Source organism: Mesorhizobium sp. M0815, from assembly GCF_040319995.1.
GTDB lineage: Bacteria > Pseudomonadota > Alphaproteobacteria > Rhizobiales > Rhizobiaceae > Mesorhizobium.
This window is the reverse complement of sequence record NZ_JAMYOU010000001.1, coordinates 196,056-207,828: the sequence shown is the minus strand read 5'-3', so window position 1 is coordinate 207,828 and position 11,773 is coordinate 196,056. Positions and strand designations below refer to the sequence as shown.

Sequence of the window (11,773 nt, the reverse complement as noted above, 5' to 3'; positions counted from 1 at the left end):
CCACGACCATGTTCGCGGCCCGGTGGCGTCGTGATAGGCGCTTGAGAAAATACGATCTATGCGGTAAAGTCCGTATTATCTTCGCAATCGTCCGGAATGACCCATGGATCCCCTTTCAGATGTGCTCTCGCTGCTGAAGCCGCGAAACTATATGTCGGCCGGCTTCGATGCAGGTGGTGAATGGTCGATCCAGTTCCCCGACCAGCAGCAAAGCATCAAGACGGGAGCGGTGGTCTCGGGCCGGTGCTGGCTTTCGGTGGAGGGCGTTGCCGACGCAGTGCACCTTGAGACGGGGGACTGTTTCCTGCTGCCGAGCGGACGGCCTTTCCGCCTTGCAAGCGACATGGGCCTGGCGCCTGTTGAAGCCGTCAAGATTTTTCCGCCAGCGCGAGCCGGCGGTGTCGTGACCCACAATGGCGGCGGTGATTTCTTTCTGGTCAGCAGCCGCTTCGCGCTTGGCGGCAATCATGCCGGCATCCTGTTGCGGATGCTGCCAGCCATTGTGCATATCCGCAAAGAGTCGGACCAGTCTGCGCTGCGCTGGTCGGTGGAGCGGATGATGCAGGAGCTGCGCGAGCCACAACCGGGCGGCTTTCTGGTGATCCGGCACCTCGCCCACATGATGCTGGTTCAGGCGCTGCGGCTGCATCTTTCGGAAGGATTGAAAGGTGGCATCGGCTGGCTCTTTGCCCTGGCGGACAAACAGATGGGCGCGGCGATCAGCGCCATGCACGACGATCCGGCGCATGGCTGGACGTTACAGGAGCTGGCGGAACGGGCCGGCATGTCGCGATCGACCTTTGCGCTTAGATTCAAGGAGACGGTCGGCGCATCGCCCATGGACTATTTGACGCGCTGGCGAATGCTGCTGGCCGGCGACCGGCTGACGAATTCCAGCGATCCCGTCGCCCTCATCGCGCTGTCGCTCGGTTACGAATCCGAAAGCGCCTTCAGCACAGCCTTCAAGCGGGTCATGAACTGTTCGCCACGGCAATACGGTCGTGGCCGAGCCCCCGGCTTCGCATCACGCAACGAGGCGGAAGCCGCCTGAGCCGATCGGCTTGAGCGTCTCGCGGGTTGGAGGTTCCACCGTCTCACCGGAATTTAACCGCATTGGTGCAGCATGGCGCCGGTGCTACCAACGCTTCGATTCCAGACTCCTTTCAACGGTTGCTGTCCCCATGAGCCAGAGATCCTGCCTGTCCATCATCCTCGCTGCCGGTGAAGGCACGCGCATGAAGAGTGCGGTGCCGAAAGTGCTGCACACAATCGCCGGCCTGCCGATGGTTGCCCACGTCGTCAAGGCGGCTGAAGCCGCCGGCAGCGGTGATCTGGCGCTGGTGATCGGCCATGGCGCCGACGAGATGCGCAAGGCGGCACTCAAGTTCGCGCCGAAGGTCGAGACTTTTGTTCAGGAAAAGCGCCTCGGCACCGCGCACGCCGTGCTTGCCGCGCGGGCAGCGATATCAAGGGGTTATGATGACATCCTGGTGATGTTTGGCGACACGCCGTTAATCGATCCGGAAGCACTGGCGGCGGCGCGGCTGAAGCTGGCCGAAGGTGCGGCTGTCGTCGTGGTCGGCTTCCGTACGGAAAATCCTTCGGGCTACGGCCGGCTTATCGAAAAGGCCGGCAAGCTCGTCGCCATCCGCGAGGAGAAGGACTGTTCGGACGAGGAGAAGAAAATCACCTTCTGCAATGGCGGGCTGATGGCGGTCGCCGGCAGGCATGCGCTGAAGCTGCTCGATCAAGTCGGCAGCAAGAACGCCAAGGGCGAGTATTATCTCACCGACATCGTCGAGATCGCCGCTGCGCAAGGACTTGATGTCGTCGCCATCGAAGCCAGTTTCGAAAATGCCCTCGGCATCAACAACCGCGCCGAGCTTGCCCAGGCGGAAGGCATCTGGCAGGCGCGCCGGCGGCATGAAGCGATGCTTTCCGGCGTGACGCTGATTGCGCCAGAAACCGTGTTCTTCTCGCACGACACCGATATCGGCGCCGATACGATCATCGAGCCCAATGTCTGGTTCGGGCCGGGCGTGAAAATCGCCACGGGCGCCAAGATCCATGCCTTCAGCCATATCGAAGGCGCAACCATCGCGTCGAATTGCGATGTCGGGCCGTTCGCGCGGCTGCGGCCCGGGGCCGATCTGAGAAACAAAGCCAAGGTCGGCAATTTCTGCGAGGTAAAGCAAGCGATCGTCGAGGAGGGCGCCAAGGTCAACCACCTGACCTATATCGGCGATGCCCGCATCGGCGCAGGCGCCAATATCGGCGCCGGCACCATCACCTGCAATTATGACGGTTATTCGAAATTCTTCACCGATATCGGCGAGGGCGCCTTCATCGGCTCGAATTCCTCGCTGGTGGCGCCGGTGTCGATCGGCAAGGGCGGCTACATCGCCTCGGGCAGCGTCATCACCGAAAGCGTGCCCGACGATGCACTGGCCTTCGGCCGTGCCCGCCAGCGGACTCTGCCCGGCAAGGGCAAGGAGTTGCGCGAACGGTTCGCTTCGGCCGCGGCTGCCCACAAAAAAGGATAGCCTAACGGAACTCAGCGACAAGCTGGATTTCCCCAACGATTGCATCGTTGAAGGCGGACAGGTCTTCGGCCGGGATCCAGTATTCCAGATGCGCCCGGCTGCCGGCATGCTGGACGCTGTAACGGTCCAGAAAGCTGCGGCGCACCTCGAAACGGGTCACGAAACCTGATCCGCTCGCGGGCACATTCCAGTCTCGGGCGATCTGGGTGGCATAGGCCTCGCTCGTTACCGGATAGAAGATCGGCTGATCGGCAAGTCGAGGAGGAAAGGCGCGCATCCCTGAACTCTGGATCAACTCCAGTTCGCGTGGCCCAACCGGACGCCAAAGTGTCACCGTGTCAATTCGTTCGTTCATGGCCGCATCATGTCTTTGACTGATTTCAGGAGCCTTTGAGGCGAGATAGGATATATGAGCGGAGAAACTGAGCAATTGCAGTAACCGGATTGCAAGAGCGCTCTGTGATGGTGCATCTGTGCAGGATAGTCCGGCTGATACCGGACGAAATGGAATGTGATTTTTCGCGGTCGCCAGGCAGTCTCTAAATAGTGCCGGGTTTGAAGTCAGAGTCGGGGGAAGCGCCATGTGCGGTATCGTTGGAATAGTCGGTAACTCGCCGGTCGCGCCGCTTATCGTCGATGCGCTGAAAAGGCTCGAATATCGCGGCTATGATTCGGCCGGCGTCGCGACCATCGATCATGGCCATCTCGCCCGTCGCCGTGCCGAAGGCAAGCTGATCAATCTCGAGCGCCGGCTGAAGGACGAACCGCTCGGTGGCACGATCGGCATCGGCCACACGCGCTGGGCAACGCATGGCGTGCCGAACGAGACCAATGCGCATCCGCATTTTTCCGACGGGCTCGCCATCGTCCATAACGGCATTATCGAGAATTTCGCCGAATTGCGCGATGAGTTGATCCGCGACGGCTATACGTTTTCCTCGCAGACCGACACCGAGGTCGTCGCCCATCTGGTGGCGCGCGAACTGGCCAGGGGCCTGAAGCCGGTCGAGGCCGCGCATCAGGCGCTGAAGCGGCTGGAAGGCGCCTTTGCGCTGGCCATCATGTTTAAGGGCGACGAGGATCTGATCGTCGGCGCCCGCAATGGCCCGCCGCTGGCCGTCGGACATGGCGATGGCGAGATGTTCCTGGGCTCCGACGCCATCGCGCTTGCCCCGTTCACCAACTCGATCACCTATCTGGAAGACGGCGACTGGGCGGTAGTGCGCCGCAACGACGTTGCCATCTTCGACATGGACGGCAACAAGGTCGACCGCAAACGCCAGCAGTCGCTCAGCACGAGCTTCATGGTCGACAAGGGCAACCGGCGCCATTTCATGGAAAAGGAAATCCACGAACAGCCAGAAGTGATCTCGCACACGCTGGCACATTATGTGGATTTCGTCGGTGGCGTCTCGAAGCCGCTCGACCTGCCATTCGATTTCGCCAAGATCGACCGGCTGGCGATTTCGGCCTGTGGCACCGCTTATCTCGCCGGGTTGATCAGCAAATACTGGTTCGAGCGCTATGCGCGGCTGCCGGTCGACATCGATGTCGCCTCGGAGTTTCGCTACCGCGAGATGCCGCTGTCGAAGACCGATGCCGCCTTCTTTATCTCGCAATCGGGCGAGACGGCGGACACACTGGCGTCGCTGCGCTACTGCCGCAAGGCCGGCATGAAGATCGGTGTTGTGGTCAATGTGCGCGAATCGACCATGGCGCGCGAATCCGACGTCATCCTGCCGACACTGGCCGGCCCGGAGATCGGCGTCGCCTCGACCAAGGCGTTCACCTGCCAGCTCTCCGTGCTGGCTTCGCTGGCGGTGCGAGCTGGTATGGCGCGTGGGACCATTTCGCCCGAGCAGGAGAAGACACTGGTGCGCGCGCTATCCGAAGCGCCGCGTTACGCCAACCAGGTGCTGAAGCTCGATGGGCAGATCGAAAAGATCGCTCGCGACCTCTCGCACTACAAGAATGTACTTTACCTCGGCCGCGACACCAATTTTCCGCTGGCCATGGAAGGCGCGCTGAAGCTCAAGGAAATTTCCTATATCCACGCCGAAGGCTATGCCGCCGGCGAGCTGAAGCACGGGCCGATCGCACTGATCGATGAGAACATGCCTGTCATCGTCATCGCCCCGCACGACCGCATCTTCGAAAAGACGGTGTCGAACATGCAAGAGGTGGCGGCGCGCGGCGGCAAGATCATCCTGATCACCGACAGCAAGGGCGCTGCACACGCTACGGTGAAGACGATGGAGACGATCGTTTTGCCGGACGTGCCGGAAATCATCTCGCCGATCATCTACGCGCTGCCGATCCAGATGCTCGCCTATTTCACCGCCGTGTTCATGGGCACGGACGTCGACCAGCCTCGCAACCTGGCGAAATCGGTAACGGTGGAATAGGTCTCGTTTAAAAACTTCGCAATTCCAAAGCGCCTTCGGGTTCAGTAGTGTCGCGTTGCAAACACACGCTGCGGTGAACCATGTCGGATGCTCTCAAGACCTCAGGCATGACCCGGCTGAGAAACTATTTCCTGACCGGCTTCGTCGTTTGCGCGCCATTGGCGATCACCGCCTACATTGCCTGGTCGCTTATCGGCTGGGTCGATTCCTGGGTGAAACCCTACATCCCGGTACGCTACAATCCGGACACCTACCTGCCGTTTCCAGTGCCGGGTTTTGGGCTGATCGTTGCCCTGATCCTCATCACCTTTATCGGTTTCCTGACAGCCAATATCGTCGGTCGCGCCATCGTCAACTTCGGCGAGCGCCTGCTTGGCCGCATGCCGCTGGTGCGCGGCATCTACGGCTCGCTGAAGCAGATTTTCGAGACCGTGCTGTCGAACAAGGGCGACATGTTCCGCCAGGTCGGGTTGGTCGAATATCCGCGCAAGGGGGTCTGGTCGCTGGTCTTCGTCGCCAGCGAGAAGGAAACCGAGATCAACCAGAAGCTCGACCAGCAAGGCGATCCGCTGATTGCGGTGTTCATGCCGTGTACGCCTAACCCGACTACGGGCTTTCTGATGTATGTACCGAAATCCGACATCGTGCTGCTCGACATGACGATCGAGGACGGAGCCAAGCTGATCGTTTCGGCCGGCCTGGTGGCGCCGGCGGTCAAAATGGTGACGGTGAACGGCGAGCAGATCCACGGCGCGCTCGCCAATCCGCCGCTCGACGCGATGCCTCAGCCGGCGCGCAGGAGCCGCACGGCCTCGTCGCGGCCGAATAGATAGAGCAGCAGGCGCAGCGCCGTGCCGCGTTCGGACTGCAGTTCCGGATCACGCGACAGGATCAGCCGCGCATCGTCGCGGGCGGCCTCGAGCAGGTCGGCATGCGCCTCGATGCGCGCCACCTGGAAGCCCGGCGTGCCGGATTGGCGGGTGCCGAGCAACTCGCCTTCGCCGCGCAGCTTCAGATCCTCTTCGGCGATGCGGAAGCCGTCCTCGGTCTCGCGCATCACCGACAGCCGGCGTTTGGCCGTCTCGCCAATCGGGTCCTTGTAGAGCAGCACGCAGGACGACGGCTTGTCGCCGCGCCCGACCCGGCCGCGCAATTGGTGCAACTGGGCAAGGCCAAAACGCTCGGCATGCTCGATGACCATGATTGTTGCGTCAGGCACATCGACGCCGACCTCGATCACCGTGGTGGCGATCAGGATGCGCGTTTCACCCTGCTTGAAGGCGCGCATCGCCTCGTCCTTGTCGGCGCCCTTCATGCGGCCATGCACCAGGCCAATCCGATCACCGAACAGCGGCTTCAGCGAGGCAAAACGGTCCTCGGCCGACATCAGCTTGATCTCCTCGGATTCCTCAACCAGCGGACAGATCCAGTAGATTTTCTGGCCATCGGCGACAGCGTCGAGCATGCGGCCGATCAGCTCGTCGAGCCGTTCAAGCGGCAAGGTGACGGTGCGGATCGGCTGGCGGCCGGCCGGCTTTTCCGTCAGCTTGGACACGTCCATGTCGCCGAAGGCAGTCAGCACCAGCGTCCGCGGTATCGGCGTTGCCGTCATCACCAGCATGTCGGGCGCATCGCCCTTGGCGGTGATGGCAAGGCGCTGGTGGACGCCGAAACGGTGCTGCTCGTCGACGACGGCGAACACGAGGTCATGGAACGTCACCGTTTGCTGGAACAGCGCATGGGTGCCGACGACCATGTCGATGTCGCCATTGGCCAGCCCGGTCAGCGTGTCGGCGCGCTCGCGGCCGTTTTCGCGGCCGGTGAGGATGGCGACGCGCAAGCCGGACCGTTCCGCCAACGGCGCAATCGTTGCCAGATGCTGGCGCGCCAGGATTTCGGTCGGCGCCATCAATGCCGCCTGGCCGCCGGCCTCGACGGCACGCGCCATGGCAAGCAGCGCGACCACCGTCTTGCCGGAGCCGACGTCGCCCTGCAAAAGGCGCAGCATGCGTTCGGGGTCGCCAAGATCGGCGTTGATTTCGGCAAGCGCCATTTCCTGCGACATGGTCAGCGAATAGGGGAGTGCCGCGCGCAGTTGTTCGACTATGCGGCCGTCGCCGACGAGTGGCCGGCCCGATAATCGGCGGACCTTGGCCCGGACCAGCGCCAGCGATACCTGGCCGGCCAAGAACTCATCATAGGCAAGGCGCTGCCACGCTGCGCCGTCGACTGAGACGTCGATCGGGTCGGCAGGATTGTGGACGCGGGTGAGCGCATCGCCGAAAGCAGGAAAGGCGTGGCGGCGGCGGAACTCGCCGTCCTGCCATTCGGGCAGCACCGGCAGGCGGGCCAGCGCTTGGCCAATCGCCCGGCGCAGCACCTTGCCCGAGAGCCCGGCGGTCAGCGGATAGACCGGCTCGACCAATGGGAGGTTTTCTGCGTCGCCGGCAAGTGCGATATGGTCGGGATGAACCATGGTCGGGCGGCCGTTGAACCATTCCATGCGGCCCGAGACGACGACATGCTCGCCTACGGGCATCGCTTTTTCGAGATAGGCGGCATGGGCATGGAAGAAGGTCAGCGCGATCTCGCCAGTCTCGTCATGGGCGTAGACCCGGTAGGGTACCGATCTGTTGCCGCGCGGCGGCGGCTGGTGGCGGTCGATGCGCACATCGAGCGTGACGATTGCGCCCTCGGCCGAACCGGCGATGCCCGGCCGGTTGCGGCGATCGATGACAGTATGCGGCAGCACGAACAAGAGGTCGCCGGCGCGCGCTGCCCGGTCGCCGAGATCCGCCGCCACGACTTTCTCGATCAATGCGCCAACCTTCGACCCGACGCCGGCAAGCGAGGTGATCGGGACAAACAGCGGATCGAGGAGGGAGGGACGCATGATGTCAGCTTATGTTGCGCCGGCCGTAGCGCAAGGCTGACACCGCCTTCTATCCACGCTATATGCGCCGCCTGGGCAAGGATGTTGCACGATGACCGGAACGACTCGATCAAGCGAGGGGCTCGATACCCGCCGCCGCAAGCTTCTGTTTCGTTCGTGGCACCGCGGCATGCGCGAGATGGACCTGATACTCGGCAGCTTCGCCGATGCCGAGATCGGCGCCTTGACCGGCGACGAAATCGACCAATATGAGAGGCTTCTCGACATTCCCGACACCGAATTCCTGCCTATCGTCACCGGCGAGCGCCCGGTTCCGACGGATATAGATTGTGCCGTCCTGCAAAAAATCCTGGCTTCGCGCCGGGACATGACCTTCTGAACAACGTGTAGCCATGAGCCTTATCCCTACGATCGGTCTGCCGAAAGGCCGCGCCGGCCAGTTCATTGTCGATGGCGTCGCCGACGGCTACGAAGCCTTTGCGCTGGTGCAGGCTGCGCACGAGATCGCCCCTGACAAGCCGGTGCTTTTCGTGGCACGCGACGGCCAGCGTCTGCCGGCGATCGTCGAGGCGCTTGCCTTTGCCGCGCCGGGCCTGCCGGTGCTGGAACTGCCGGCCTGGGATTGCCTGCCTTACGACCGCGTCTCGCCCGGCGCCGATGCCGCCGCAAGGCGGCTCGATGCGCTGGCAGCAATGATTGCGCTGGCGAAGAGGCCGCACCGCGCCGTCATTCTCACCACCGCGAATGCGTTGCTTCAGCGCATTCCGCCGGCGGAACTCGTCGAGGCGCAGACCTTTCACGCCAAGCCCGGTAACCAGATCGACATGAACGTACTGGTGTCGCGGCTGGAGACTTCCGGCTTCGAGCGGGTACCGACGGTGCGCGGCATCGGCGAATTTGCAGTGCGGGGCGGCATCCTCGATCTCTTCGCGCCCGGATGGGCGGAGGCGCTGCGCCTCGATTTCTTCGGCGATACGCTGGAATCGATCCGCGTCTTCGACACCGCAACACAGAGAACCACCGGCCAGCGCAAGTCGATGGCGTTGCAGGCGATGAGCGAGGTGGCGCTGACGCCGGAAACCATCAGCCGCTTCCGCCGTGCCTATATCGAAGCCTTTGGCGCACCCTCGCGCGACGATGGGCTCTATGCGGCGGTCAGCGAGGGCAGGCGGTTTGCCGGCATGGAGCACTGGCTGCCGTTCTTCTATGAGCGGCTGGAAACCGTCTTCGACTATCTACCCGACGCGCCTGTGGTTTTCGACCATCTGGCGCATGAGGCACTGGCCGAGCGCCACACTCTGATCCTCGACCACTACGAAGCGCGCAAGAAGCAGGCCGACGGCGCCTTGAAGGACGCGGTGCCCTACAAGCCGGTGCCGCCGGATCTGCTCTATCTGTCGCCAGAGAACCTGATTGCCTCGCTTGGCCCGCGCGAAGCAATAGACTTCACGTCGTTCGATGCGCCCGATGCCGGTGCGAAAAAGGTGTTCCATGCCGGCTCGCGCCACGGCCGCAGCTTCGTCGAGGAACGCGCCGACCCTAGCGCCAACGTTTTCGACGTCGTCGTAAAACACATTTCCGACGAGCGCGCTGCACGCCGCCGCGTCATCGTCGCCGGCTGGACCGAGGGTTCGCTCGACCGGCTTGGTCAGATCCTGGCCGAGCATCATCTTGGCAATCTGAAGCCGGTGGCGACGCTTGCCGAAGCCGAAAGGCTTGAGCCGGGGCAGGCGGGACTGGCCGTGCTGCCGCTCGAATCCGGCTTCGAGACGGAGAAACTGGTCGTTGTCGCCGAGCAGGACATTCTCGGCGACCGGCTGATCCGACGCTCGAAGCGCAAGAAGCGCGCGTCCGACTTCATCGCCGAGGCTTCGGCGTTGTCCTCGGGCGATATTGTCGTCCATTCCGATCATGGCATTGGCCGTTTCATCGGGTTGCGTACCATCGAGGCGGTTGGTGCGCCTCACGATTGCCTCGAAATCCACTATGCCGGCGATGATCGGCTGTTCCTGCCTGTGGAAAACATCGAGCTGCTGTCGCGCTATGGCTCGGATTCGGCCGAGGCGACGCTCGACAAGCTTGGCGGCGGCGCCTGGCAATCGCGCAAGGCGCGGCTGAAGAAGCGCCTGCTCGACATGGCCGGGCAGCTGATCCGCATCGCCGCCGAGCGGCAGATGCGGGCCGCACCGGCGCTGGTGCCGGCGGAAGGCCTCTATGGCGAGTTTGCAGCGCGTTTTCCCTATGAGGAGACCGATGACCAGCAGACGGCGATCGATTCGGTCATGGATGATCTAGGCGCCGGAAAGCCGATGGACCGGCTGATCTGCGGCGATGTCGGCTTCGGCAAGACCGAAGTTGCACTTCGCGCCGCCTTCATCGCGGCGATGGAAGGCGTTCAGGTGGCGGTGGTGGTGCCGACGACATTGTTGTCGCGCCAGCATTTCAAGACCTTCTCGCAGCGCTTCTCGGGCCTGCCGATCCGTGTCGCCCAGGCCTCGCGGCTGGTCGGCGCCAAGGAACTGGCCGAGGCCAAGAAGGGCATCGCCGAAGGTCAGGTTGACATTGTCGTCGGCACGCACGCGCTGCTCGGCTCCTCGATCTCGTTCAAGAATCTCGGCCTGCTGATCATCGACGAGGAGCAGCATTTCGGCGTCAAGCACAAGGAACGGCTGAAAGACCTGAAGACCGACGTCCACGTCCTGACTTTGTCGGCGACGCCGATCCCGCGAACGTTGCAGCTTGCCTTGACCGGCGTGCGCGAGCTGTCGCTGATCGCTACGCCGCCGGTCGACCGCATGGCAGTGCGCACCTTCATCTCGCCCTTCGATCCGCTGGTCATCCGCGAAACGTTGCTGCGCGAGCGCTACCGTGGCGGCCATTCCTTCTATGTCGTGCCGCGCATCAGCGATCTCGCGGAAATCCATGATTTTCTGCGCGAATCCGTGCCTGAGCTGAAAGTGGCGGTGGCGCATGGCCAGATGCCGCCGGGCGAACTCGACGACATCATGAACGCCTTCTATGACGGCCAGTACGATGTGCTTTTGTCGACCACCATCGTCGAATCCGGCCTCGATATCCCGACCGCCAACACGCTGATAGTGCACCGCGCCGATATGTTCGGACTGTCGCAGCTCTATCAGCTGCGCGGCCGTGTCGGCCGTTCGAAGGTGCGCGCCTACGCGCTGTTCACACTGCCCGCCAACCGCAAGCTCACCGATACAGCCGAGCGTCGGCTGAAAGTGCTGCAGTCGCTCGATACGCTCGGCGCCGGTTTCCAACTGGCTAGCCACGACCTCGATATCCGCGGCGCCGGCAATCTGCTCGGCGAAGAGCAGTCGGGCCACATCAAGGAGGTTGGTTTCGAGCTCTACCAACAGATGCTGGAGGAGGCGGTGGCCGAAGTGAAGGATTCCGGCGAGGTGCAGGACGGCGGCTGGTCGCCGCAGATCGCCGTCGGCACAGCGGTGATGATCCCGGAAAGCTATGTCCCGGACCTGCAGCTCAGGCTGGCGCTCTATCGCCGTCTTGGCGATCTCGAAAATACGGAAGAGATCGATGCTTTCGGCGCCGAGCTGATCGACCGGTTCGGGACGCTGCCGGAAGAGGTAAAACATCTGTTGAAGATCGTCTTCATCAAGGCGCTTTGCCGCAAGGCCAACGTCGAGAAGCTCGACGCCGGGCCGAAAGGCGTCGTCATCCATTTCCGCAAGCGGGAATTCCCCAATCCGGTCGGGCTGGTCAAGCTCATCGGCGAACAGGGCTCGCTGGCCAAGATCCGGCCCGACCAGAGCGTCGTCTTCAGCCGCGACTGGCCGACCCCCGAAAAGCGGCTGGCAGGCTCGGCGGTTGTCATGACGCAGTTGGCACGGCTGGTGGAGAAGGCGGCGGCGTAGCAGGGTGTCGCTGGTGCTCTGGGCACAGCCGCACCGGCA

The 11,773-nt window shown here is 62.9% G+C and carries 8 protein-coding genes; 6 read left to right on the top strand and 2 right to left on the bottom strand.

Annotated features, from left to right (window positions below; translation table 11 throughout):
* Nucleotides 1-103: 103 nt before the first annotated feature.
* Both NKI01_RS00980 and glmU read left to right on the top strand, forming a co-directional pair.
* Nucleotides 104-1,051 (top strand): AraC family transcriptional regulator, encoded by a 948-nt coding sequence (locus tag NKI01_RS00980; RefSeq protein ID WP_352961568.1) that lies wholly within the window; start codon nt 104-106, stop codon nt 1,049-1,051.
* A 130-nt stretch (nt 1,052-1,181) separates the two neighbouring features.
* On the top strand, nt 1,182-2,543 hold the full coding sequence (gene glmU / locus NKI01_RS00975) for a bifunctional UDP-N-acetylglucosamine diphosphorylase/glucosamine-1-phosphate N-acetyltransferase GlmU (protein ID WP_352482206.1): 1,362 nt from the start codon (nt 1,182-1,184) through the stop codon (nt 2,541-2,543).
* A 1-nt stretch (nt 2,544) separates the two neighbouring features.
* Here the strand turns inward: glmU and NKI01_RS00970 are convergent, their stop codons facing one another.
* Complete coding sequence (locus NKI01_RS00970; RefSeq protein ID WP_031194321.1) at nt 2,545-2,898, bottom strand: hypothetical protein; 354 nt, start codon at nt 2,896-2,898, stop codon at nt 2,545-2,547.
* Nucleotides 2,899-3,124: 226 nt separating this feature from the next.
* Between NKI01_RS00970 and glmS the strand changes: the two genes are divergently transcribed.
* The gene (gene glmS, locus NKI01_RS00965; RefSeq protein ID WP_023720095.1) at nt 3,125-4,948 is read left to right on the top strand and encodes a glutamine--fructose-6-phosphate transaminase (isomerizing); all 1,824 of its coding nucleotides are present in this window, start codon (nt 3,125-3,127) and stop codon (nt 4,946-4,948) included.
* Nucleotides 4,949-5,028: 80 nt separating this feature from the next.
* Nucleotides 5,029-5,781, top strand: a complete 753-nt coding sequence (locus NKI01_RS00960; protein WP_031194320.1) for a DUF502 domain-containing protein — start codon at nt 5,029-5,031, stop codon at nt 5,779-5,781.
* Here NKI01_RS00960 and recG read toward each other — a convergent pair.
* Entirely contained in the window at nt 5,733-7,841 is a 2,109-nt protein-coding gene (recG, locus tag NKI01_RS00955; protein ID WP_352642692.1) for an ATP-dependent DNA helicase RecG, read from the bottom strand. The two genes, NKI01_RS00960 and recG, sit on opposite strands and share 49 nt — an antisense overlap.
* Nucleotides 7,842-7,932: 91 nt before the next feature.
* Between recG and NKI01_RS00950 the strand changes: the two genes are divergently transcribed.
* Nucleotides 7,933-8,220: a succinate dehydrogenase assembly factor 2 gene (locus NKI01_RS00950; RefSeq protein WP_023720093.1), complete on the top strand. Its 288-nt coding sequence runs from the start codon at nt 7,933-7,935 to the stop codon at nt 8,218-8,220.
* 13 nt (nt 8,221-8,233) lie between these two features.
* Nucleotides 8,234-11,734 (top strand): transcription-repair coupling factor, encoded by a 3,501-nt coding sequence (mfd, locus tag NKI01_RS00945; RefSeq protein ID WP_352495352.1) that lies wholly within the window; start codon nt 8,234-8,236, stop codon nt 11,732-11,734.
* The last annotated feature ends 39 nt before the right edge of the window (nt 11,735-11,773 follow it).

What these genes read in the sequence shown, in the direction of transcription:
- NKI01_RS00950 (WP_023720093.1), top strand. Translation starts at nt 7,933, where the DNA reads ATGACCGGAACGACTCGATCAAGCGAGGGGCTCGATACCCGCCGCCGC.
- glmS (WP_023720095.1), top strand. Translation starts at nt 3,125, where the DNA reads ATGTGCGGTATCGTTGGAATAGTCGGTAACTCGCCGGTCGCGCCGCTT.
- mfd (WP_352495352.1), top strand. Translation starts at nt 8,234, where the DNA reads ATGAGCCTTATCCCTACGATCGGTCTGCCGAAAGGCCGCGCCGGCCAG.
- NKI01_RS00960 (WP_031194320.1), top strand. Translation starts at nt 5,029, where the DNA reads ATGTCGGATGCTCTCAAGACCTCAGGCATGACCCGGCTGAGAAACTAT.
- recG (WP_352642692.1), bottom strand. Translation starts at nt 7,841, where the DNA reads ATGCGTCCCTCCCTCCTCGATCCGCTGTTTGTCCCGATCACCTCGCTT.
- glmU (WP_352482206.1), top strand. Translation starts at nt 1,182, where the DNA reads ATGAGCCAGAGATCCTGCCTGTCCATCATCCTCGCTGCCGGTGAAGGC.
- NKI01_RS00970 (WP_031194321.1), bottom strand. Translation starts at nt 2,898, where the DNA reads ATGAACGAACGAATTGACACGGTGACACTTTGGCGTCCGGTTGGGCCA.
- NKI01_RS00980 (WP_352961568.1), top strand. Translation starts at nt 104, where the DNA reads ATGGATCCCCTTTCAGATGTGCTCTCGCTGCTGAAGCCGCGAAACTAT.